At 65.4% G+C, this 22,974-nt stretch carries 17 protein-coding genes; 8 read left to right on the top strand and 9 right to left on the bottom strand.

What is annotated here, in order from left to right:
* Window positions 1-2 precede the first annotated feature (2 nt).
* Complete coding sequence (acnB, locus tag PT85_RS03465; RefSeq protein WP_027590369.1) at window positions 3-2,612, top strand: bifunctional aconitate hydratase 2/2-methylisocitrate dehydratase; 2,610 nt, start codon at window positions 3-5, stop codon at window positions 2,610-2,612.
* Between the two features lie 197 nt (window positions 2,613-2,809).
* Here the strand turns inward: acnB and nfuA are convergent, their stop codons facing one another.
* Both nfuA and PT85_RS03455 read right to left on the bottom strand, forming a co-directional pair.
* Window positions 2,810-3,394 (bottom strand): Fe-S biogenesis protein NfuA, encoded by a 585-nt coding sequence (gene nfuA / locus PT85_RS03460; RefSeq protein ID WP_039605909.1) that lies wholly within the window; start codon window positions 3,392-3,394, stop codon window positions 2,810-2,812.
* A 91-nt stretch (window positions 3,395-3,485) separates the two neighbouring features.
* Window positions 3,486-5,765 (bottom strand): fatty acid cis/trans isomerase, encoded by a 2,280-nt coding sequence (locus PT85_RS03455; RefSeq protein ID WP_407681067.1) that lies wholly within the window; start codon window positions 5,763-5,765, stop codon window positions 3,486-3,488.
* Between the two features lie 158 nt (window positions 5,766-5,923).
* Between PT85_RS03455 and metH the strand changes: the two genes are divergently transcribed.
* Together metH and PT85_RS03445 are read left to right on the top strand one after the other, a co-directional pair.
* Window positions 5,924-9,616, top strand: a complete 3,693-nt coding sequence (gene metH / locus PT85_RS03450; protein ID WP_039605908.1) for a methionine synthase — start codon at window positions 5,924-5,926, stop codon at window positions 9,614-9,616.
* A 104-nt stretch (window positions 9,617-9,720) separates the two neighbouring features.
* Complete coding sequence (locus tag PT85_RS03445) at window positions 9,721-11,004, top strand: leucine-rich repeat-containing protein kinase family protein (RefSeq protein ID WP_039605907.1); 1,284 nt, start codon at window positions 9,721-9,723, stop codon at window positions 11,002-11,004.
* A 49-nt stretch (window positions 11,005-11,053) separates the two neighbouring features.
* Here PT85_RS03445 and PT85_RS18150 read toward each other — a convergent pair whose 3' ends face one another.
* The 3 genes from PT85_RS18150 to PT85_RS03430 all read right to left on the bottom strand — a co-directional run bounded on the left by PT85_RS18150 (window position 11,054) and on the right by PT85_RS03430 (window position 12,927).
* Window positions 11,054-11,494, bottom strand: coding sequence for a hypothetical protein (locus PT85_RS18150; protein ID WP_052237591.1), 441 nt, complete (start codon window positions 11,492-11,494; stop codon window positions 11,054-11,056).
* A 114-nt stretch (window positions 11,495-11,608) separates the two neighbouring features.
* Complete coding sequence (locus tag PT85_RS03435; RefSeq protein WP_039605906.1) at window positions 11,609-12,535, bottom strand: DMT family transporter; 927 nt, start codon at window positions 12,533-12,535, stop codon at window positions 11,609-11,611.
* A gap of 89 nt (window positions 12,536-12,624) precedes the next feature.
* Window positions 12,625-12,927, bottom strand: a complete 303-nt coding sequence (locus PT85_RS03430) for a DUF1883 domain-containing protein (RefSeq protein ID WP_027590363.1) — start codon at window positions 12,925-12,927, stop codon at window positions 12,625-12,627.
* Between the two features lie 140 nt (window positions 12,928-13,067).
* Between PT85_RS03430 and PT85_RS03425 the strand changes: the two genes are divergently transcribed.
* Together PT85_RS03425 and PT85_RS03420 are read left to right on the top strand one after the other, a co-directional pair.
* A complete protein-coding gene (locus tag PT85_RS03425; protein ID WP_039605905.1) occupies window positions 13,068-14,213 on the top strand; it encodes an MFS transporter in 1,146 nt (381 codons plus the stop codon).
* Between the two features lie 19 nt (window positions 14,214-14,232).
* The gene (locus tag PT85_RS03420) at window positions 14,233-15,270 is read left to right on the top strand and encodes an RNA methyltransferase (protein WP_039605904.1); all 1,038 of its coding nucleotides are present in this window, start codon (window positions 14,233-14,235) and stop codon (window positions 15,268-15,270) included.
* On the opposite strand, the gene PT85_RS03415 is transcribed toward PT85_RS03420, so the two are convergent.
* Window positions 15,250-16,701 (bottom strand): GGDEF domain-containing protein, encoded by a 1,452-nt coding sequence (locus PT85_RS03415; protein ID WP_051587418.1) that lies wholly within the window; start codon window positions 16,699-16,701, stop codon window positions 15,250-15,252. The two genes, PT85_RS03420 and PT85_RS03415, sit on opposite strands and share 21 nt — an antisense overlap.
* Before the next feature lie 190 nt (window positions 16,702-16,891).
* Here PT85_RS03415 and PT85_RS03410 point away from each other — a divergent pair, with 190 nt between their 5' ends.
* On the top strand, window positions 16,892-17,104 hold the full coding sequence (locus tag PT85_RS03410; RefSeq protein WP_027590360.1) for a DUF2970 domain-containing protein: 213 nt from the start codon (window positions 16,892-16,894) through the stop codon (window positions 17,102-17,104).
* On the opposite strand, the gene PT85_RS03405 is transcribed toward PT85_RS03410, so the two are convergent.
* Window positions 17,092-18,171: an ABC transporter substrate-binding protein gene (locus PT85_RS03405; RefSeq protein ID WP_082013025.1), complete on the bottom strand. Its 1,080-nt coding sequence runs from the start codon at window positions 18,169-18,171 to the stop codon at window positions 17,092-17,094. The two genes, PT85_RS03410 and PT85_RS03405, sit on opposite strands and share 13 nt — an antisense overlap.
* Before the next feature lie 367 nt (window positions 18,172-18,538).
* Here PT85_RS03405 and PT85_RS03400 point away from each other — a divergent pair, with 367 nt between their 5' ends.
* Window positions 18,539-20,197, top strand: coding sequence for a nitrite/sulfite reductase (locus tag PT85_RS03400; RefSeq protein WP_039561490.1), 1,659 nt, complete (start codon window positions 18,539-18,541; stop codon window positions 20,195-20,197).
* Window positions 20,181-20,678: a DUF934 domain-containing protein gene (locus tag PT85_RS03395; RefSeq protein WP_027590357.1), complete on the top strand. Its 498-nt coding sequence runs from the start codon at window positions 20,181-20,183 to the stop codon at window positions 20,676-20,678. The genes PT85_RS03400 and PT85_RS03395 overlap by 17 nt, the downstream gene beginning before the upstream one ends.
* A gap of 146 nt (window positions 20,679-20,824) precedes the next feature.
* Here the strand turns inward: PT85_RS03395 and PT85_RS03390 are convergent, their stop codons facing one another.
* Window positions 20,825-21,817: a YhdH/YhfP family quinone oxidoreductase gene (locus PT85_RS03390; protein ID WP_039605902.1), complete on the bottom strand. Its 993-nt coding sequence runs from the start codon at window positions 21,815-21,817 to the stop codon at window positions 20,825-20,827.
* Window positions 21,818-21,844: 27 nt separating this feature from the next.
* Entirely contained in the window at window positions 21,845-22,852 is a 1,008-nt protein-coding gene (gene sohB / locus PT85_RS03385; RefSeq protein ID WP_039605901.1) for a protease SohB, read from the bottom strand.
* Window positions 22,853-22,974 lie beyond the last annotated feature (122 nt).

Below are 22,974 nucleotides of genomic sequence, written 5' to 3'. Positions count from 1 at the left end.
CTGTGCTTGAAGCCTACCGCAAACACGTAGCAGAGCGCGCCGCCCAAGGCGTCGTGCCTCAGCCGCTGAACGCCGAACAAACCGCAGGCCTGGTCGAGCTGCTGAAGAACCCGCCGGCTGGCGAAGAAGCCTTCCTGGTTGACCTGATCACCAACCGCGTTCCCGCGGGCGTCGACGAAGCCGCCTACGTCAAGGCCGGATTCCTGTCCGCCATCGCCAAGGGCGAAGCCAAGTCTCCGCTGATCAGCAAGCAGCGCGCCGTTGAGCTGCTGGGCACCATGCAGGGCGGCTACAACATCGCCACCCTGGTCGAGCTGCTGGACGATGCCGAACTGGCCAACGTGACCGCCGAACAACTGAAGCACACCCTGCTGATGTTCGACGCCTTCCACGACGTGGCCGAGCGTGCCAAGAAGGGCAACGCCGCCGCCAAGGCCGTGCTGCAGTCCTGGGCCGATGGCGAATGGTTCCAGAACCGTCCGGCCGTTGCCGAAAAGATCACCCTGTCCGTATTCAAGGTCACCGGCGAAACCAACACCGACGACCTGTCCCCGGCTCCGGACGCCTGGTCCCGCCCGGACATCCCGCTGCACGCCCTGGCCATGCTGAAGATGGCCCGCGACGGCATCAACCCGGACGTTCCCGGCTCCGTCGGCCCCATCAAGCAGATGGAAGCACTGAAGGCCAAGGGCTTCCCGGTTGCCTACGTCGGCGACGTGGTCGGTACCGGCTCCTCCCGCAAGTCCGCCACCAACTCCGTGCTGTGGTTCTTCGGTGACGACATCCCCTACGTGCCGAACAAGCGCGCCGGTGGTTTCTGCTTCGGCACCAAGATCGCGCCGATCTTCTATAACACCATGGAAGACGCCGGCGCCCTGCCGATCGAATTCGACTGCACCAACCTGGCCATGGGCGACGTCATCGACGTGTACCCGTACAAGGGCGAAGTCCGTCGTCACGACAGCAACGAGCTGGTCACCACCTTCCAGCTGAAGACCGACGTGCTGCTGGACGAAGTCCGCGCTGGCGGCCGTATCCCGCTGATCATCGGCCGCGGCCTGACCGAGAAGGCTCGCGCCGAGCTGGGTCTGGCTCCGTCCACCCTGTTCAAGAAGCCGGAAGCGCCGGCTGACAGCGGCAAGGGCTTCACCCTCGCCCAGAAGATGGTCGGCCGCGCCTGCGGTCTGCCGGAAGGCAAGGGCGTGCGCCCGGGCACCTACTGCGAACCGAAGATGACCACCGTCGGTTCCCAGGACACCACCGGCCCGATGACCCGCGACGAGCTGAAGGACCTGGCGTGCCTGGGCTTCTCCGCCGACCTGGTGATGCAGTCCTTCTGCCACACCGCCGCCTATCCGAAGCCCATCGACGTCACCACTCACCACACCCTGCCCGACTTCATCATGAACCGTGGCGGTGTGTCCCTGCGCCCGGGTGATGGCATCATCCACAGCTGGCTGAACCGCATGCTGCTGCCGGACACCGTCGGTACCGGTGGCGACTCCCACACTCGCTTCCCGATCGGCATCTCCTTCCCGGCCGGTTCCGGCCTGGTAGCCTTCGCCGCCGCCACCGGCGTCATGCCGCTGGACATGCCGGAATCCGTGCTGGTGCGCTTCAAGGGCAAGATGCAGCCCGGTATCACCCTGCGTGACCTGGTGCATGCCATCCCCTACTACGCCATTCAGCAGGGCCTGCTGACTGTCGAGAAGAAGGGCAAGAAGAACATCTTCTCCGGCCGCATCCTGGAAATCGAAGGCCTGACCGGTCTGACCGTGGAACAAGCCTTCGAGCTGTCCGACGCCTCCGCCGAGCGTTCGGCTGCCGGTTGCACCATCAAGCTGCCGGAAGACTCGATCGCCGAGTACCTGAAGTCCAACATCACCCTGCTGCGCTGGATGATCAGCGAAGGCTACGGCGATGCCCGCACCCTGGAGCGTCGCGCCAAGGCGATGGAAGCCTGGCTGGCCAAGCCGGAGCTGCTGGAAGCCGACAAGGACGCCGAATACGCGGCCGTCATCGAGATCGACCTGAACGAAGTGAAGGAACCGATCCTGTGCGCCCCGAACGATCCGGACGACGCTCGTCTGCTGTCCACCGTGGCCGGCGACAAGATCGACGAAGTGTTCATCGGTTCCTGCATGACCAACATCGGTCACTTCCGCGCTGCCGGTAAACTGCTGGACAAGGTCAAGGGTGGCATTCCGACCCGTCTGTGGCTGGCACCGCCGACCAAGATGGACGCCCACCAGCTGACCGAAGAAGGCTACTACGGCATTTACGGCAAGGCCGGTGCCCGCATGGAAATGCCGGGCTGCTCGCTGTGCATGGGTAACCAGGCGCGCGTACAGACCGGTTCCACCGTGGTCTCCACCTCGACCCGTAACTTCCCGAACCGTCTGGGCGATGCCACCAATGTGTACCTGGCTTCTGCCGAACTGGCAGCGGTCGCCTCGATCATCGGCAAGCTGCCGACCGTCGAGGAGTACATGGCCTACGCGAAGGACATCGACAGCATGGCTGCCGATATCTACCGCTACCTGAGCTTCGACCAGATCGCCGAGTTCCGCGAAGCCGCGGCCAACGCGAAGATCCCGGTCGTTCAGGCCTAAGCCTTAGCCGGTAACACCAAGGGCCCGTGTCGCAAGACACGGGCCCTTTTGTTTCCAGCGCATCGCGGCTTACACCGCTCCCACAAAACCTGTAGAAGCCACTTCAGTCGCGATCTCTTGGCTGCAGAGAACGACCCCTGACGCGCAGGCATGAAAAAGCCCCGCCGAAGCGAGGCTCCTTAACCGCTACCTGCCGACTAGTAGTAAGCGTTCTCGCGATTGCTGTGGTCGGTCACGTCACGCACACCCTTCAGCTCCGGAATGCGCTCCATCAGGGTCTTCTCCACACCATCCTTGAGAGTGGTATCCACCATGCCGCAACCCTGGCAGCCGCCCCCGAACTGCAGGACGGCAATGCCCTCCTCCACGATGTCCACCAGGCTCACGTTGCCGCCATGGCTGGCCAGACCGGGATTCACCTCGGTCTGCAGGTAGTAGTTGATGCGCTCGTTGAGCGGGCTATCTTCCCTGATCATCGGCACCTTGGCGTTGGGCGCCTTGATGGTCAGCTGGCCACCCATGCGGTCGGTGGCGTAATCCACCACGGCGTCTTCCAGGAAGGGCTCGCTGACGGCATCGATCCAGGCGGTGAAACTGGCCAGCGACAGCGCGGTGTCCTCGGCCTTCTGCTCGCCGGGCTTGCAATAGGCGATGCAGGTTTCGGCATAGGGAGTGCCCGGCTGGGTGATGAAGACGCGGATACCGATGCCGGGGGTGTTCTGCTTCTCGAGCAGCTCGGCCAGGTACTTTTCAGCGGATTCGGTGATGGTGATGGTGCTCATGGCAACTCCTCGCGTACATGCGGCGCAGTGTACGCCAAAGGGCTTTGGCGGTTAAGTCCAAGTATTCAAGTCGGATTTGAGCGCCCTCTGGCTACAGGTTCCGATAACGGTTCATGTCCAGCACGCCAGCCTCTCGTGGCTCCTGCTCCCGCAGGTAGGCACTCAGGTCATGGAAGTAGTCCCAGAAGGCCGGATGGCTGCGGCGAATGCCCCAGCGCGATGCGATGTCGGCGAACGCCTCGGCGCTGCCGGCCTGCTCCAGTGCCGCCACGAAGGCTGGCACCTCCTGGGCAGACAGTGAAAACAGGAAGTTGGGATAACTGCCCAGCAGGCCCGGATAGACCGTGAGGGTGTCCTTCTCCGGCTGGTAGCGCAGCGACTCGCCGAGCATGAAGGCCACGTTGCTGTGCGCGCGGTTGCGCAACAGTGTGTAGATCACCCGCGAGCCATCCGGAAGCGACACCCGCAGCAGCGTGACATCCGGCATCTGGTGGATGACCGGCAGCCCGGCCGCCGGGCTCGCCGCCAGCCGGCGCAGGGCCTGCTCGGCCTCGCGCAACGCCGGCGGACCATCCGCACGAACACAGGCAGCGCCGCCGCAACGGTTCAGTGGGTCATCCGACAGGGCGTTGATCGACTCGAAGCGTCCGAGCAGTCCGGCGGCGAACGCCGGCAGCACGCCCTCTTGTGGCAGCGTCAGGCCGCTGGGCGTGCGGGTGTCGACACCCGTGTAGGTCAGCCACAGCTTCAATTGGCCGCTGCCCTCATACCAGCTGTCCAGCAACGCCTGGCGCGAATCGGCCGGCAACAGGCGCAGGAAATTGAGTTCGGCGCCATTGCGGATCAGGTCGAAATACAGCCGCGTCTGCGCCTGATGGGAGACATTGCCGAACACGTCGAAATTAACCACCAGCTGGTAGTAGGTGCGCTCCAGCAGCGGGTAGTCCATCCACCACAACGTCTGCGGTACGGCGCCGATCAATCCCTTGCGCACCGAGGCGCTGTCGTGATGGCGAAACACGCTTAGCAGCGCATTGTCGTTGCCGCGCCAGATCTGTGCCCATTCCGTCGCTGCGCCGCTGTAGCGTTCCCGGCGCAATTCCTCGTACTGGTTGCGCTTGTTCAGATAGGCGAGCCACAGGCTCCAGAGGTCGCCGAGGTTGTCGAGCTGGCCGGGCATGGCCAGCAACGGCGTCGCCTGGCGCCGGTAATCCGCATCGGCGATGTACTGGTCATGCTCCGGGTCCTGGAATAGCACCCAGAACTGGTCGCGGATCACGTCGGTGGCGATCTGCCCACGGCACACCGGTCCGCGGATAAAGGTGCGCACGAAATACTCGGCGTTATCCAGCATGAACTGGTAGCGCGCCCGCGCCGGAATCGCCTCGAAGGTCGCGAAGGGGTTGGCGCGCCGACCGACGCCATAGCCCGGCAACTGCTCCAGGTCCCAGTCCTCGGCGAAGAACAGCGCCTTCACCCGCGCCAGCTTCGCCGCGCCGAGCGGATAGGTGATATGCGTCTTGTGCACGATCACATCGGTGACGGGACGCAGGCGGTAGTGGAAATCGGTGCCCGGATCGTCGTTGGGACGCCGCGTGGCGATGGGGTCGATGGGCTGCCCGCTCGGCGTACGCGAACGCACCAGCTGGAAGAAGTGCGTCTGCTCGCCGTCCTCGAAGTACAGGTGGGCCAGGAACAGGTGCTCGTATAGCCAGCGTCCCACCAGTTGTTCGCGCAGGCTGCTGCCGTTGAGGAAGCCTTCCCAATCGCTGATCTGCACCTGCTCGCGTGGGCTCGGCTGCCATGAGCGGCTGTCCAGCGGCGCGCCCTGCGCCAGCCAGCGCTGCAGGGTGGCGTACTCCTCGTCGCTCAGCCCGGTCACCGCGAACGGCATGCCGCCGTGCGGATTGGCCTTGGCGTAGGCCGCGAACTCGTCCGGCAATGGGCATTGGTTGTCGCGATAGATGCCAATATCCAGCGACTCGGGCAGCCGGACATTGGGCGCCAGGGGCTGGCTGCGGCCCAGCTCCAGCATGCGCGCCATCAGCGCCGCCTGGTCGGACTGACCTTCCAGAACCGAATGAAAGCCCTTGCGCCGCCAGGCTGCCTCGCCCTGGGCATCGAGGAACAGCCGGGTGGTGTCCTGCGCCTGGGTGCGGGTGCCGTTGTACACCGGCAGCTTGTGCGCGCCGCGCTCGGCCCCCTCGCCACTGCCCAGGTTGAGCTGGCAGGGCGAGTCGTAGCAGGCGTGGCAGGCCACGCACTTGGCGGTGAAGATCGGCTGGATGTCCCGCTGATAGGACAGCGGTTCTGCCATGGCCAGGGGGCTCAGCGCCAGCGCGGCGACTGCAAGGACGGCACGACGGATCACGGCGGCGCTCCTGAAGGAAGGCCGCGCATTCTATCCGGAAGGCGGGCCCGTGGCTGCAACATGAGCCGCGCTCATGCACAACCACGCCCGGCTCAAGCCCCGTGCAGCTTTGCTATCATGCGCGCACTTTTGTCACACCCTCTTCGCCAGGTTTTTCCATGTCCGATCGCAGCACCCGCCTCTCCCTTCTTCAGCAGGCCCTGAAGGAACGCATCCTGATCCTCGATGGCGGCATGGGCACCATGATCCAGAGCTACAAGCTGGACGAAGCCGACTATCGCGGCGAACGCTTCGCCGACTGGCCGCAGGACGTCAAGGGCAACAACGACCTGCTGCTGCTGAGCCGCCCGGACGTCATCCAGGCCATCGAGAAGGCCTACCTGGACGCCGGCGCCGACATCCTGGAAACCAACACCTTCAACGCCACCCGCGTGTCCCAGGCCGACTACGGCATGGAAGAGCTGGTGTATGAACTGAACGTGGAAGGCGCCCGCCTGGCCCGCCAAGTGGCCGACGCCAAGACCCTGGAAACCCCCGACAAGCCGCGCTTCGTCGCCGGCGTGATCGGCCCGACCAGCCGCACCTGCTCCATCTCCCCGGACGTCAACGACCCCGGCTACCGCAACGTCACCTTCGACGAGCTGGTGGAGAACTACGCCGAGGCCACCCGCGGCCTGATCGAGGGCGGCGCCGACCTGATCCTCATCGAGACCATCTTCGACACCCTCAACGCCAAGGCGGCGATCTTCGCCGTGCAGGGCGTGTACGAGGAACTGGGCGTCGAGCTGCCGATCATGATTTCCGGCACCATCACCGATGCCTCCGGCCGCACCCTGTCCGGGCAGACCACCGAGGCGTTCTGGAACTCGGTACGCCACGCCCAGCCGATTTCCGTGGGCCTGAACTGCGCCCTCGGCGCCAAGGAGCTGCGTCCCTACCTGGCTGAGCTGGCGGCCAAGGCCGATACCCATGTGTCCGCCCACCCCAACGCCGGTCTGCCCAACGCCTTCGGCGAATACGATGAAACCCCGGCACAGATGGCCGAAGTGGTCGAGGAATTCGCCGCCAGCGGTCTGCTGAACATCATCGGTGGTTGCTGCGGCACCACGCCGGCGCACATCCAGGCCATTGCCGAGGCCGTGGCCAAGCACGCGCCACGCGTGATTCCCGAGATCCCCAAGGCCTGCCGCCTGTCGGGCCTTGAGCCGTTCACCATCGACCGCAACTCCCTGTTCGTGAACGTCGGCGAGCGCACCAACATCACCGGCAGCGCCAAGTTCGCCCGCCTGATCCGCGAGGAGAACTACACCGAGGCGCTGGAAGTCGCCCTGCAGCAGGTCGAGGCCGGCGCCCAGGTGATCGACATCAACATGGACGAGGGCATGCTCGACTCCAAGGCGGCGATGGTGCGCTTCCTCAACCTGATCGCCGGCGAGCCGGACATCTCCCGCGTGCCGATCATGATCGACTCCTCCAAGTGGGAGGTGATCGAAGCCGGCCTGAAGTGCATCCAGGGCAAGGGCATCGTCAACTCCATCTCCATGAAGGAAGGCGTCGAGCAGTTCAAGGAGCACGCGCGACTGTGCAAGCGCTACGGCGCCGCCGTGGTGGTGATGGCCTTCGACGAGGCCGGCCAGGCCGACACCGCCGCGCGCAAGAAGGAAATCTGCCAGCGCAGCTACGACATCCTGGTCAACGAGGTGGGCTTCCCGCCGGAAGACATCATCTTCGACCCGAACATCTTTGCCGTGGCCACCGGCATCGAGGAACACAACAACTACGCGGTGGACTTCATCGAGGCCTGCGCCTTCATCCGCGACCACCTGCCCCACGCGCTGACCTCGGGCGGCGTGTCCAACGTGTCCTTCTCGTTCCGTGGCAACAACCCGGTGCGCGAGGCCATCCACTCGGTATTCCTCTACCACGCCATCAAGGCGGGCCTGACCATGGGCATCGTCAATGCCGGTCAGCTGGAGATCTATGACGAGATCCCGGCCGAGCTGCGCGATAAGGTGGAAGACGTGATCCTCAACCGCCACCCCGGCGGTACCGAAGCGCTGCTGGCCATCGCCGAAGACTACCGGGGCGGCGGCACGGTCAGGGAAGTCGAGAACGAGGAATGGCGCAGCCTGCCGGTGGAAAAGCGCCTGGAGCACGCGCTGGTCAAGGGCATCACCGCCTTCATCGTCGAGGACACTGAGGAATGCCGCCAGCAGTGCGCGCGGCCCATCGAGGTCATCGAAGGCCCGCTGATGGCCGGCATGAACGTGGTCGGCGACCTGTTCGGCTCGGGCAAGATGTTCCTGCCCCAGGTGGTCAAGTCCGCCCGGGTGATGAAGCAGGCCGTGGCGCACCTGATCCCCTTCATCGAGGCGGAAAAGGGTGACAAGCCGGAAGCCAAGGGCAAGATCCTCATGGCCACCGTGAAGGGCGACGTGCACGACATCGGCAAGAACATCGTCGGCGTGGTGCTGGGCTGCAACGGCTACGACATCGTCGACCTGGGTGTGATGGTGCCGGCCGACAAGATCCTCAAGACCGCCCTCGAGGAGAAGTGCGACATCATCGGCCTGTCCGGGCTGATCACCCCGTCGCTGGACGAGATGGTGCATGTGGCCAAGGAAATGCAGCGTCAGGGCATCCGGCTGCCGCTGATGATCGGCGGCGCCACCACCTCCAAGGCGCACACGGCGGTGAAGATCGATCCGCACTATCAGAACGACGCGGTGGTGTACGTCACCGACGCCTCGCGCGCCGTGGGCGTGGCCACCACCCTGCTGTCCAAGGAGATGAAGCCGGAGTACGCCACGAAGATTCGCGAGGAATACGCGATGATCCGCGAGCGCACCGCCAACCGCAGCGCGCGCACCGAGCGCCTGAGCTACGAGCAGGCCATCGCCGCCAAGCCGCAGTTCGACTGGGCCGGTTACACCCCGGCCAAGCCGACCTTCACTGGCCGCAAGGTGCTGGAGGATATCGACCTGCGCACGCTGGCACAGTACATCGATTGGACGCCGTTCTTCATCTCCTGGGACCTGGCCGGCAAGTATCCGCGCATCCTGCAGGACGAAGTGGTCGGCGAAGCCGCCACCGCCCTGTACAACGATGCCCAGGCCATGCTGGAGAAACTGATCAGCGAGAAACTCATCAGCGCCAGGGCGATAGTCGGTTTCTGGCCGGCCAACCAGGTCGCCCATGACGATCTGGAAGTCTACGGCGAGGACGGCAAGCCGCTGGCGACCCTGCACCACCTGCGCCAGCAGACCATCAAGACCGACGGCAAGCCGAACTTCAGCCTGGCCGACTTCGTCGCGCCGAAGGACAGCGGCAAGCAGGACTATGTCGGCGGCTTTATCTGCACCGCCGGCATCGGCGCCGAGGAAGTGGCCAAGGCCTACCAGGACGCCGGCGACGATTACAACTCGATCATGGTCAAGGCGCTGGCCGACCGCCTGGCCGAGGCCTGCGCCGAGTGGCTGCACGAGCGCGTGCGCAAGGAATACTGGGGCTACGCGGCAGACGAACAGCTGAGCAACGACGACCTGATCCGCGAGCAGTACAAGGGCATCCGCCCGGCGCCCGGCTACCCGGCCTGCCCGGATCACACCGAGAAGGGCACGCTGTTCCAACTGCTGGACGCCGACGGCATCAGTCAGGTGACCCTCACCGAGCACTACGCCATGTTCCCCACCGCGGCCGTCAGCGGCTGGTACTTCGCCCATCCCGAGGCGCAGTACTTCGCCGTCGGCAAGATCGACAAGGACCAGGTGGAAAGCTACTCGCGGCGCAAGGGCCAGGCCATCGACGTCAGCGAACGCTGGCTGATGCCGAACCTGGGTTACGACGCCTGAGGCCCGGTAGGTGGATGTCGTTTTGCGCATCCACCGCAGGTCTTGCACGGTGGACAACGCACAGCGGTTGTCCACCCTACGCTTCCTCGACACCTGATTCGCCCATGCATACCCTCGAACAACTGCGCCGTGGCGAGCTGGCCGGCCTACGTCGGCTGGACCTGGCCGCCGACCTGACGGAATTCCCCGACGAGATCTTCGCGCTGGCCGACAGCCTGGAAGTCCTCAACCTGTCCGGCAACCGGCTGTCGCGCCTGCCGGATGACCTGCCGCGCCTGAAGAACCTGAAGGTCGTCTTCTGTTCGGAGAATCCCTTCACCGAGCTTCCCGAGGTATTGGGCGAATGCCCGCGGTTGGAGATGGTCGGCTTCAAGGCCTGCCGCATCGAGCGGGTGGCCGGCGCCGCACTGCCGCCACAGCTGCGCTGGCTGATCCTTACCGATAACCGCATTGCCCGGCTGCCGGATGCGCTGGGCCAGCGCCCGCGCCTGCAGAAGCTGATGCTTTCCGGCAATCGATTGTCGGCGTTGCCGGACAGCCTCGCCGACGCAGCCAACCTGGAACTGCTACGACTGGCCGCCAACCGCTTCGAGGCGCTGCCGGGTTGGCTCGGCGAGCTGCCGCGCCTGAGCTGGCTGGCGTTTTCCGGCAACCCGTGCAATCCCTTCCCCGCCGTCCCGGACACGCGCGTCTATTCCCGGAACGAGGTGCAACTGGGCGAGCTGCTCGGCCAGGGCGCCTCCGGGCTGATCCATGCCGCGCTGCTACAGGACGGCGCCGCCGTGGCGGCCAAGCTGTTCAAGGGCCAGGTCACCAGCGACGGCCTGCCGGAAAGCGAGCTGGCGGCCTGCCTGGCTGCCGGCGCGCACCCGCATCTGATAGCCGTCAAGGGCATCCTGCGCACCAAACACAGTCCGTTGCCGGCGCTGCTGATGGAGCGCCTGCCGCCGCGCTACCGCACCCTGGCCGGGCCGCCGTCGCTTGCCAGCTGCACCCGGGATTGCTACCCCGACGGCTGGACGCTCTCGACGGAGCAGGCGCTGCGCATCGCCCAGGGCACCGCGGCCGCCGTGGCGCACCTGCACGGACGTGGCATTCTGCATGGCGACCTGTATGGCCATAACCTGCTGGTCGACGGCGACGGCCACACCCTGCTCAGCGACTTCGGCGGCGCCACCTTCATCGATCCAGACAGCGCCCAGGGGCAGCGGCTGATGCGCCTGGAAAGCCGCGCCTTCGGCTGCCTGCTGGAGGAACTGCTCGACCACTGCCCTGCCGATGACCAGCCGCAGCGCCAGCAAGCCTTGCGCCAGCTCCAGCAGGCTTGCCTGGACGAACGGGTCGCCAGCCGGCCGGACTTCCAGACCCTCTGCGCCACCCTGGCCTGAAACGAAAACCGCCAGACAAGCTGGCGGTTTTTTCTTCGTAACGAGCCGATTACTGCGCCACGGCCTCGGTCTGGGCCGGAACGGCTTCAGCCACCGGGGCCTCTTCGGCAACCGCATCGTCGGCAAACAGGGTGTTGACCACTGCGCCACCGATCACGCTACCGGCGACAGCGCCAGCCATGCTGCCCATGAAGCCGCTGCCGGCCGACTGCGGCGCGGCCTGCGGAGCGGCAGGCGCAGCGGCAGGCGCGGTACCGGTACGGGCCGGCGCCATGGCGGCAGCCGGAGCGGCGTTCTGTGCCGGAGCGGCAGGCTTGGCCTGGGCGGCGGGAGAGGAACCGTAACGGGTAGCCGGCTTGGCCTGAGCGGCCGGGACCGGCTTGGCGCTCATGCGCTTGCGGGCGGCTTCCGCATCATCAACGTAACCGGTGGTGCTAACCAGCAGGCCGGCCAGAGCCAGGCTGGTAAAGGAGAACTTGAGGGATTTCACGCGGGGGTAACTCCTGAGGTTGTGCCTACATAGGCGCTATATGGGGCCGGCTTGCGGCCTTCCAATGGTGGGCAAGCATAAAATCAACGCAAGGAAAATCAATCGGTTAGGCATCTACTTGTGTAACGGCGCGTGAGCATGGAGGTCCTCGCGCAACAGCAGGCCCATGGCGAGCAGCACCAGCAGGCTGCCGGGCAGCCAGGCCCAGCCGATGGCTTCAGGCTGACGGAAAAACATCACCAGCATCGCCACGAAGGGCACCAGGTAGCCGTAGGCAGCGATCCCTCCGGGTGAAAGCAGCCGGGTGGCATGTTGCTGCAGCCAGAAGGTGGCGCTGGTCGACAGGATTCCGAGGTACACCACCACCAGCCATTCCCGCTGACTCATGCCCAGCAGGTTTTCAGGCGTCTCCAGCAACAGGCCGAGCCCGGCAGTGATCGCCGCACCGCCCAGCAGGCTCCAGAACGCACGGGGCACCGACGCCTGCTCCAGCCAGCCCCGCGCCAGGCCCCACTTGCTGAGTACCGGGTAGAGCGCCGAACACAGGCAGCCGAGGAAGAAAAGCGCCTCGCCCATGCCGGGCTGCAGTAGCTGGTCGCTGGAGCGATGTTCAGCCCAGGCCAGCCCGAGGGCTCCCACTGCCCCCAGCAGCAGACAGCCCAGCAGCGCAGGCACCGGCCGCTCCACGCCAAAGCCGCGCCCCAGTCCATAGGCCAGCAACGGCACGCTGACAAACAGTACGGCCATGGACAGCGAGCTGACCCTATGGGCCGCCCAGAACATGATGGCGAAGAATCCGCCTAGCGAAGCCCCCATCAGCAGGTACAGCAGCCAGCCCCGGGCGGAAGGCCAGCCGGGTTGGCGGAGATAGAGAGGCAATAGCGCCAGGGCAGCGATGGTGAAGCGCAGGGCAGTCAGCCAGAGCGGCGGCAGCTGCTGACCCAGGAGTCCAACCGCCGGGAAGGACAGTCCCACCAGCAGTGCCCAGAGCAGCATCCCCGCATGGGCACGCAACCGCACAGACGAGCTGCGCACTGTCATGAACGAGGACACCGGATGTGCATGGGATCTCCTGCGGGCAAGGCCACCCACAGGGCTGCGACCCACATACGACGCAGCGGTTCCGCGTATCAGCCCTGGTCGGTGGGCGTGTTGCGCTTGAAGCGAATGCGAAAATCCAGCTTGGGCTTCTGGGTCACGCTGATGGCCTTGCGTGTCACGGTATCCAGCGTGATGTTCCAGAAACCGGTGCTCGGCACGCGGATCCGGGCGGGGAAACGGATGAATGCGCCGCCGTGGTAGGTGTGCCGTCCGCCGTTACGGAAACTGCGGAAGTTGGCGTCGTTCATCAGCCGGATGTTGCACGGCTGGGAAGATTCGATGATCACCAGATCGTCTTCGTTGAGGTATTCGCGCCGGTGGATGAATTTCATGGCAGGTCGAGGCATCTTACGAGGGGCGCGCACCATACCACGCGGCGCCAAAAATCTCCCACCCGCCACCGCTTTGCGGTATGTTGCGCCGCCCCGGGGCGGCACCCGGCATCCGCATTACCGAGGCTCGTTTTTCTTTCATGTCTGCTTCTCACACCCTCGACATCAGCGCCCCCCGGGTGCGCTGGGCCACCCGCTGCGGCTTCTTCCTAGCCGGGTTCGGCTTGTCGGTCTGGGCCCCACTGATTCCCTACGTGCGCGAGCGCATTCCGATGAGCGATGCCACCTTTGGCCTGCTGCTGCTCTGCGTGGGTGCCGGCTCGCTGTCCTGCATGCCGCTGTCCGGCATGCTGGCCGCGCGTCTGGGCATTCGCCTGGCCTCCCTGGGTAGCCTGGCGCTGCTGATCTGCGCGCTCGCGATCATGGCGCTTACCGATTCGATCGCCTGGCTGGGGGTTGCCCTGTTCGCCTTCGGCGGCACGCTGGGTGTGCTGGACATCCTGCTCAACATCCAGTCGTTGAAAGTGGAACGCGCCCTGCAACGGCCGCTGATGTCACAGTTTCACGGCATGTTCAGCCTGGGCACCATCGCCGGGGCGGCGTGCCTGACCGCCCTGCTGACGCTCGGTCTGTCTCCGGCGCTCAGTACCCTGCTGCTGGTCGGCCTGATCCTCGTCACCACACTGGCCATCCGCAGCGGCCTGTTGCCGGACCGTGCGCCCGCCGGCGGCGTGATGTTCGCCCGCCCCACTGGCGTGGTGCTGGTGGTGGGCCTGCTGTGCTTTGTCGTCTACCTGGCTGAAGGCGCGATCCTGGACTGGAGCGCGATCTACCTCACCCAGGAAACAGGCATGGCCATGTCCCTGGCTGGCCTGGGCTATGCCAGCTTCGCCGCGCTGGTTGCCATCGCCCGTCTGGCCGGCGGGCCGGTGGTCGCCCGCCTGGGCACCGTGCGCGTGGTGGTGATCGGATCGGTGCTGGCCGCCACGGGCCTGCTGCTCAGCCTGCTGGCCAGCCACTGGATCGTCGCGCTGATCGGTTACGCCCTGTGTGGCCTGGGCTGCGCCAACATATCCCCCGTACTGATTTCTTCCCTGAACCACCAGAAGGACATGCCGGTACACCTGGCGGTCACCGCCGCCACCACGGTAGGCTTCGCCGGCGTCCTGGCCGGCCCGGCGCTGATGGGTTTCGTGGCTCACCACAGCTCCCTGACCATCGCCTTCGCCATGGTCGCCGCTTTGTTGCTGGGCATGTTGTTCAGCACGACACGCCTGCCTCGCTAGCCTTCCAGACACTCGACCCATGCGAATCCAGCAGATCCATCAACACCTCGCCGAGCTGGGCGCCAAGCCCCTGCACATCACCCGTATCCTGCGTGCCTGGCTGCACGGGCTGCCGCTGGACACCGGCACCCGGCGCCAGCAGAGCCAGGATTTCCTCCCCCTGGCGGTACGCGACAACCTCCCGGCCCTCGAGGCGATGCTCGACGACCTGGCCCGCCTGCGCTCCGAGCACCCGGGTGCCGATGACTCCGCCCGGCTGCTGGTGGCGCTGAATGACGGACAGCTGGTCGAGAGCGTGCTGCTGCCCCGCGACGGGCTCTGCGTGTCCAGCCAGGTGGGTTGCGCGGTGGGCTGCACCTTCTGCATGACCGGCAAGAGCGGCCTGCTGCGCCAGGTCGGCAGTGCCGAGATCCTCGCCCAGGTCGCCCTGGCCCGGCGCAAGCGCGCCGTGAAGAAGGTGGTGTTCATGGGCATGGGCGAGCCGGCCCACAACCTCGACAACGTGCTGGACGCCATCGACGTGCTGGGCAGTGAAGGCGGCATCGGTCACAAGAACCTGGTGTTCTCCACGGTGGGTGATCCCCGGGTATTCGAGCGCCTGCCGCTGCAGCGTGTGAAGCCGGCGCTGGCCTTGTCCCTGCACAGCACCGATGCGGCCCTGCGGGAACAGCTGCTGCCGCGCGCGCCGCGCCTGGCACCCGAGGAGCTGGTCGAGCGCGGCGAAGCGTACGCTCGCGAGGTCGGCTATCCGATCCAGTACCAGTGGACCCTGCTCAAGGGCATCAATGACAGCCAGGACGAGATGGACGGGATCATCCGGCTACTCAAGGGCAAGTACGCGATCATGAATGTCATCCCTTACAACAGCCTGGAGCAGGATGAGTACCAGCGGCCGGATGGCGAACGCATCCGCCAGATCGTCCGCTATCTGCATGGCAACGGCGTGCTGACCAAGGTCCGCAACTCGGCGGGGCAGGATGTGGACGGCGGCTGCGGCCAATTGCGCGCCCGCGCCGAGCGCGGCAGCCGCACCCGTTCAGGCCAGGGGCAACGCTGACAGTTCGGGGCTTTCCCGCCCGGCCAGCGTGACCATCACCACCCGGTCACGCCCTTCATCCTTGGCCTGGTACAGCGCGCGATCGGCGTCAGCCAGCAATTCATCCAGCGTCCCAGCCGGCGTTTGCGCATACCAGGCCAGACCGATGCTCAGCGTCGCGACCACATGATCGGTCCCCGCGTGCAGTGGGCGCCGCGCCACCGCGCTGCGGATCCGCTCGGCCATGCCCAGCGCATCCGCCTCCGTGAGGCCAGACAGCACGAGAGCGAACTCTTCGCCGCCCAGGCGCCCGAAGAGATCGCTCTGACGCAGAATCTGCCGGACACCGCCGGCAAAGCTACGCAACACCTCGTCACCCACCGCATGTCCATGGCGGTCGTTGACGCGCTTGAAGTGGTCGAGGTCCAGCATCATCACCACCAGCGGGGTTGCGGTGCCCCTGTGCTGGCGCAGCAGTCCTTCGCCACGCCTGAAAAAGCCCCGGCGCGACAGGGCGCCGGTCAGGATGTCGTGATCGGCGCGCTGTCGCAGCGCCAGCAATTCACGATTGCGAGCCTGGTTGATGCTGGCCACCGTCAGCGGGCCCAGGGCGAACAGCGTGATGCCCAGGCGCAGCGCGACCGTCCGGGCGAAATCGTTGCCCGCATCGAGCAGCGGCACCAGCCCGAGACTCACCGCCACGAACAACCAGACACAGGCCAGCAGGGTCAGCAAGGCCGAGATAAACAGGGAATAACTCAGGGCGCACCAGAGCAGCGCGGGCACCACGATGCCCAGCGAGGCCGGCCCACCCACACCGACACAGACCATCAGCGAGACCAGCAGCGCCACCACCGGCGCGAACTCCCACAGGTCGTCCCGCCGCCGGGAATGCCTGCCGCTGGCCAGACGCGAGAAAAACTCCGGCGCCGACAGCATGGCAGGCAGGATCAGCACGGCATTGGTCAGGTCCGCACTGAACCAGGATGCCCCGGCCTCCCACGCCGTGGCGAACAGCCGAGGGCTGACGAGATGCCCCAGCAACACGGCGGCCAGCGCGGAACAGCCCGAGGCCAGCAGACAGATGGCAAACAGCGCCAGCAGGCCGCTGGGCCTGCGCAGAGAGCGAAAACGCCGGGGCATCAGCCGGACCAAGAGCAGGCCACTGGCCACGAAGGCGAGGTTGACCAGGGAAAGTCGCAGGGAGAACAACAGGTCGCCGCCCATGAACAGATCGGCCGACACATAGCCCGCAAGGGCGGCGATCCAGCCTTCCGGGCGTGCCAGTTGGGGGTGAAGGATGAAGAGCCCCAGCAGCACGGCATTGGCGGGCCAGAAGGAGGCCAGCAGGCCGACCGGTCGCGTGGCGATGCCCAGCCAGGCGGTGAACAGGACCAGCAGCAGCACGCCCAGCAGCCGCAGCGCGCGAGCCTCCCAGTCGGTCGATGCCATGATTCTCACTTCAGTTTCTCCCTGTGGTGCCTGCTCCAACCCGCTCACCCTGCCGGTCTGGCCTGCGACTTTAACATTCGGCACCCTGCGCAGCCGCTCGCCCCCGCCGCCCCGTGACTCCGGTCACAGGCACCCATCTCGCCACGGGCAGCTTTACTTTCGCTGATACCCTTTGCGACAGGAGCACGACATGAACGACCACGACGACAAGCGCCCCCTTGGCTGGGGTGAGCTGCTGCAGAGCGTGCTGGCGGCCGCCCTAGGCGTGCAGAGCGGCAAGAACCGCGCGCGCGATTTCAGTCGCGGCCGCCCGGTGCAGTTCATCGTGCTCGGGCTGCTGTTCTGCCTGTTCTTCGTACTGATCGTCCTCGGCCTGGTGAAGCTGGCGCTCTACCTGGCCTGAGTCGGCACATCGAGCAACGGTGACAGATCCAGCGGATAGCCGACCCGTTCAGGGTGCAAAACCCGGCTGTAACGACGGAAATCCACCTGCAGCGGCGCTGCGCCGAGCCGGCGCTGAAGCAGCGCCACCTGCTCCTCGTCCAGCAATCTGAACACCTTGCCCAACGCGTCAACGCCGATCCTCTCGGCAAAGTCCCGCCCCAGGTGGTAATCGTGAACCAGCAGCAGCGCCCAGCCTCCCAGGGTGAAATGCCCGGACGTCAGCGCCCCGATGTCACCTTCCAGCCGCGCCTGGAATACCTCGGCGGAATTGTTCGCCGCACTGAACTGCACATCCCTGCCCGGCTGCAGTCCCCGCTCGCGCACCGCCTCGATGGCACCGAGGGCCATCTCGTCGTTGGCGGACCATACCAGCCGGACAGCGGGGTAGCGCTCGAACAGCGTGCGCGCCTGGTCCCGGGCCCGCTGGCGCGACCACTCGCCGTTGACCAACTGGCGCAGACGAATGTCCGGGTGCTCGCCAAGCGCGCGCAGCAGGCCCAGGTTGCGCAGCTGCGCCGAAGGGGTCTGCGGCACGCCGCCGAAGGCCAGCATTTCCACCTGGCCCGGTGGCTTCATGGCTGCCAGGGCCTTGCCCATCAGATAGCCGGCTTCCTCGTCGTTGGGAATCAGGCTGCCGATCCAGTTGCGATAGCGCTCACGCGGATTGCCGGTGCGCTCGCGCTGCGAGGTGGTGAGGGTGCTGTGCACATTGAAGAGTCGAACCGGGCTGTCTTCGAAGATTCTCAACAGCTCGGGACCGGCATAGATCTCATTGACGAACAACAGGTAGTCCGGCTGGCGGTCGCGCACCTGCCTGCCCAGCGCCAGCAGGCGGTTGAAATCCCGTTCGGCGTAATGGATTTCCAGTTCCATACCCAGGTCATCGGCCACGGCCTGCATGAAGTGGGAATAACTGACCCAGAAGGGCTCGCTGGAATAACCAGGATTGATGAAGGCCACCGACGGGGCGGCACAGGCGGCAAAGGTCATCCAGCACAGAAACAACCCGGTGACTACACGCCTCATTGACAACACCGCACCATCGAAGCCAGACAAAGCCTGGCATTCTGCCAGCTATTGTTGGCTGACCCAATAGACTGCCGTCGAGACGGCCAGAAGAATCAGCGCGAGAATCGCCACTGCGTCGACTCGGCTGTCGCTCTCGTCATGACCGGAGTGCTTGTCCATGCATGTTCCCTTATTCTGCGCAACCCGCTTCGAGTAAAGACCAGCTTTGCAGAAGGCGCGCGCGCTGTTTTTAATTCCTTTTAATTCTAAACATATTCTTAAACTTCACTTTTAAGCATAAATCGATACTGCTATCGTGCCGGCCCCAAGATGCGGTGGCGCGACTGCGCGCGCAACCCGGCAGTAGACCGCTTACAGGACCCCTATGTACGTTTACGACCAGTACGACCAGCACATCATCGAGGAGCGCGTCCGGCAGTTTCGCGACCAGACCCGCCGCTACCTGGCCGGTGAGCTGAAGGAAGACGAGTTCCGCCCGCTGCGCCTGCAGAACGGCCTGTACATCCAGCGCTACGCACCCATGCTGCGCATCGCGGTGCCTTACGGTCTGCTGTCCTCGACGCAAGTGCGCACCCTCGCGCACATCGCCCGTCATTACGACAAGGGCTACGCGCACATCAGCACGCGCACCAACGTGCAGTTCAACTGGCCGGAACTGGAAGATGTGCCGGACATCCTGGCCGAGCTGGCCGGCGTGCAGATGCATGCCATCCAGACCAGTGGCAACTGCATCCGTAACACCACTACCGACCAGTTTGCCGGCGTGGCCCGCGACGAACTGGTGGACCCGCGTCCGTGGTGCGAGATCATCCGCCAGTGGTCCACCTTCCATCCGGAATTCGCCTTCCTGCCGCGCAAGTTCAAGATCGCGGTGAACGGCGCGGCGCGCGACCGCGCCGCCATTGAAGTGCATGACATCGGCCTGGAAGCCGTACGCAACGCCGCCGGCGAGCTGGGCTTTCGCGTCTCGGTCGGCGGCGGCCTGGGCCGCACGCCGATTGTCGGCAGCTTCATCAATGAATTCCTGCCCTGGCAGCACCTGCTCAGCTACCTGGATGCGATTCTACGGGTCTACAACCGCTATGGCCGTCGCGACAACAAGTTCAAGGCGCGCATCAAGATCCTGGTCAAGGCGCTGACTCCCGAGGTATTCGCCGAGCGCGTGCATGCCGAGTGGCAGCACCTTAAGGATGGCCCCACCACCCTGACCGAAGAGGAAGTCGCGCGCGTCAGCCGCTTCTTCGTCGACCCGGCCTATCGCGCGCTTGAGGATCAGGACGAACTACTGGCCCGGCAGGATGCAGAAAACCCCGGCTTTGCCCGCTGGCGCGCGCGCAACGTTACCGCCCACAAGAAGCCGGGCTACGCGGCGGTCACTCTGTCGCTGAAGAAGACCGGCGTGGCGCCAGGCGATGTCAGCGACAAGCAGCTGGACGCCATCGCCGAGCTGGCCGACCGCTACAGCTTCGGCGAGGTGCGCAACTCCCACGAACAGAACATGATTCTCGCCGACGTCGAGCAGAGCCAGCTGCACGCGCTCTGGCTGGAGCTGCGCGAGCTGGGCCTGGCCACGCCAAACATCGGCCTGCTCACCGACATCATCGCCTGCCCCGGCGGGGACTACTGCTCGCTGGCCAACGCCAAATCGATTCCAGTGGCCGAAGCCATCCAGCGTCGCTTCGACGACCTGGACTACCTGTTCGACCTGGGCGAGCTGGACCTGAACATCTCCGGCTGCATGAACGCCTGCGGCCACCACCACATCGGCCACATCGGCATTCTCGGCGTGGACAAGAAAGGGGCGGAGTTCTATCAGGTTTCGCTGGGCGGCAGCTCCGGCCGCGACGCCAGCCTCGGCCAGATCCTCGGCCCATCGTTTGCCCAGGACGACATGCCAGACGTGATCGAGAAAATCGTCGGCGTCTATCTGGCCCAGCGCACCGAAGACGAGCGCTTCATCGATACCTTCCGCCGTATTGGCATCGACCCCTTCAAGGAACGCGTCTATGCAGCGCATCATTAAGAACGACCAGGTAGTGGATGACCGTTGGCATCTGCTGGACAAGGAAGCGACCCTTGAAGGCCTGCCCAATAGCGACAACCTGATCGTGCCGCTGGCCCTATGGCGCGAGCACGCCCACGCGCTCAAGGCCCGCGATGGAGGCCTGGGCGTCTGGCTGGATGCGGACGAAGCCGTGGAGGAGATCAGCGACCAGCTGGACGCCTTTCAGGTGGTGGCACTCAATTTCCCGGCCTTTACCGATGGCCGTCACTATTCCAGCGCCCGCCTGTTGCGCGAACGCTACGGCTATCGCGGCGAGATCCGCGCCATCGGGGACGTGCTGCGCGACCAGCTGTTCTTTATGCGCCGCTGTGGATTCGATGCCTATGCGATTCGCGCGGACCGCGATCCCCACGATGCGCTGGAAGGCCTCAAGGACTTTTCCGTGACCTACCAGGCGGCCAGCGACGATCCGCGTCCGCTGTTCCGTCGCCGACAGTAAGCAAAAGGCCCCACCAACCGGCGGGGCCTTCTTTTACGGAGGGCAAGCGCAGGGTGGATTGCGCTTCACCGATCCACCCTGCGCGCCGTTCCGGCGCGATGGTGGACAAGAACAACGCGTGTCCACCTACGGTGGAGCGGCCGACTTCAATCAACCCGCACCAGCGCGCGGCCCACCTGGCGGCCTTCCAGAATACGCGCAATCTCCGCCGGCAGCTCCGCCAGGCCAACTTCGTGGCACAGGCGCTCCAGCCCTTCCAGCTTCCACGGCCCGGCCAGCTTGCGCCAGATATCGGCCTTGTCCGCCAGCGGGATTTCCACCGAATCCACCCCCAGCAAGTTCACGCCACGCAGGATGAAGGGGAACACGCTGGCCTGGAAGCCGGTGCCCGCCGTCAGGCCACAGCAGGCGACGCTGCCGCCACGGCGCAGCGACTTGACCACATTGAACAGCACGTCGCCGCCCACCGTGTCCACCGCGCCAGCCCAGCGCTCCTTGAGCAGCGCCTTGGCGGTGCCTTCCTGAACGGCCTCGCGGCCCAGCACGGCGCTGGCGCCGATCTGGCGCAACCAGTCACCCTGCTCCGCCTTGCCGGTCACCGCCTCCACTTCGAAGCCCAGCTTGGCCAGCAGCATCACCGCGATGCTGCCCACCCCGCCGGTGGCGCCGGTTACCAGCACCGGACCACCCTCCGGGCTGACGCCGGCGACCAGCAGCTTGTCCACGCACAGACCGGCGGTCAGGCCAGCAGTACCCAGCAGCATGGCCTCGCGCAGGTTCAGTCCGGCCGGCAGCGGCACCAGCCAGCCGGCCGGCACGCGGATGTACTGGCCAAAACCGCCGGACGTATTCATGCCCAGGTCGTAGCCGGTAACGATCACCCGGTCCCCCGCCGAGAACTCACCGGTGGCACAGGCTTCCACCTCGCCGGCGGCATCGATGCCAGGGGTATGCGGGTAGTTGCGCGTCACGCCGGGATTGCCGGTGGCCGACAGCGCATCCTTGTAGTTGAGTGAGGAATAGCGCACGCGCACCAGCACGTCACCCGCCGGCAGTGAGTCCAGCTCGCGGGTAACCACCTTCTGGCAAAAGGCACCCTGTTCGTCGCGATCGGCCTGCAGGGCCTGGAAATGGGTCATGGATCGTCTCCTGTTATTGTTCTTGAACTACCAGAAACGCTGCTTCTGCAGGCTGGTCAGCACGCCGTCCAGCGTCGAGCTGGCGGCCATGCCGACACGCTCCTGCAGACTTTTTTTCTGGGCGAAATGCAGTAGATAAAGGTCGGCTTCGCGGGCACGCTCGCACAGGTATTCGTCGCTGGTCTTGAGCTCGTCGATCAACTGGCGACCCAGCGCCGCCTGGCCGAGCCAGACCTCGCCGGTGGCTACCTGGTCGATGTCCAGCTGCGGCCGGTAACGGGACACGAAGTCCTTGAACAGTACATGGGTGAGTTCTAGGTCCTCCTGGAACTTCTGCCGGCCCTTATCGGTGTTCTCGCCGAACACCGTCAGCGTGCGCTTGTACTCGCCGGCGGTCAGCACCTCGTAATCGACATCGTGCTTCTTGAGCAGCCGGTGCAGGTTGGGGATCTGCGCGACCACACCAATCGAGCCGAGCACAGCGAAGGGGGCGCTGAGAATCCGATCGCCGATACAGGCCATCATGTAGCCGCCACTGGCCGCCACCTTGTCGACGCACACGGTCAGCGGTATACCCGCCTGGCGGATGCGCACCAGCTGCGAGGCCGCCAGGCCGTAGCCGTGCACCATGCCGCCCGGGCTTTCCAGGCGCAGCACCACTTCGTCCTTGGGTGTCGCCACGCTCAGCAGCGCGGTGATCTCGTGGCGCAGATGTTCGACCGCCGAGGCGCGGATGTCGCCATCAAAGTCCAGCACGTACACGCGCGGCTTATGCTCACCCGCCTTCTTCGCGGACTTGTCGGCCTTGGCTTCCGCCTTGCGCCGGAGCTTTAGCTCGTGCTTGTCGAGCAGCTCCTGCTCCAGTCGCTCGCGCAAGCCAGTGAAGAATTCGTTGAGCTTGCGCACTTCCAGGTGCCCGCTACGCGCCCGATTGCGTCCGCGCAGCACGGCGATGGCCGCCAGTACCACCAGAATGGCCACCACCACGGTGACCGTTTTGGCAAGAAAGCCCGCATAATCCGCCAGAAACTCCACATCCCCTCCTACGCTATCCGAGCCCGATTGCGGCCAAGCATACCCATGGCCCGCCACAGACGTCATCGACACGGGGCAGCGCAATTCAAACAAGCGTATGTTTTTTCGTTGACAGCCACCCG

Source organism: Pseudomonas flexibilis, assembly GCF_000806415.1.
Taxonomy (GTDB): Bacteria; Pseudomonadota; Gammaproteobacteria; order Pseudomonadales; family Pseudomonadaceae; genus Serpens; species Serpens flexibilis.
Note: the sequence above shows the minus strand (reverse complement) of the source record. Positions and strands in the feature narration are given on the sequence as shown.

Excerpts from the sequence above, each read along its gene's own strand:
- PT85_RS03405 (WP_082013025.1), bottom strand. The coding sequence starts at position 18,171 with ATGAGGCGTGTAGTCACCGGGTTGTTTCTGTGCTGGATGACCTTTGCC.
- metH (WP_039605908.1), top strand. The coding sequence starts at position 5,924 with ATGTCCGATCGCAGCACCCGCCTCTCCCTTCTTCAGCAGGCCCTGAAG.
- PT85_RS03410 (WP_027590360.1), top strand. The coding sequence starts at position 16,892 with ATGAACGACCACGACGACAAGCGCCCCCTTGGCTGGGGTGAGCTGCTG.
- PT85_RS03420 (WP_039605904.1), top strand. The coding sequence starts at position 14,233 with ATGCGAATCCAGCAGATCCATCAACACCTCGCCGAGCTGGGCGCCAAG.
- PT85_RS03395 (WP_027590357.1), top strand. The coding sequence starts at position 20,181 with ATGCAGCGCATCATTAAGAACGACCAGGTAGTGGATGACCGTTGGCAT.
- nfuA (WP_039605909.1), bottom strand. The coding sequence starts at position 3,394 with ATGAGCACCATCACCATCACCGAATCCGCTGAAAAGTACCTGGCCGAG.
- PT85_RS03435 (WP_039605906.1), bottom strand. The coding sequence starts at position 12,535 with ATGACAGTGCGCAGCTCGTCTGTGCGGTTGCGTGCCCATGCGGGGATG.
- PT85_RS03445 (WP_039605907.1), top strand. The coding sequence starts at position 9,721 with ATGCATACCCTCGAACAACTGCGCCGTGGCGAGCTGGCCGGCCTACGT.
- PT85_RS03430 (WP_027590363.1), bottom strand. The coding sequence starts at position 12,927 with ATGAAATTCATCCACCGGCGCGAATACCTCAACGAAGACGATCTGGTG.
- PT85_RS03425 (WP_039605905.1), top strand. The coding sequence starts at position 13,068 with ATGTCTGCTTCTCACACCCTCGACATCAGCGCCCCCCGGGTGCGCTGG.
- PT85_RS03390 (WP_039605902.1), bottom strand. The coding sequence starts at position 21,817 with ATGACCCATTTCCAGGCCCTGCAGGCCGATCGCGACGAACAGGGTGCC.
- PT85_RS03400 (WP_039561490.1), top strand. The coding sequence starts at position 18,539 with ATGTACGTTTACGACCAGTACGACCAGCACATCATCGAGGAGCGCGTC.
- PT85_RS03415 (WP_051587418.1), bottom strand. The coding sequence starts at position 16,701 with ATGGCATCGACCGACTGGGAGGCTCGCGCGCTGCGGCTGCTGGGCGTG.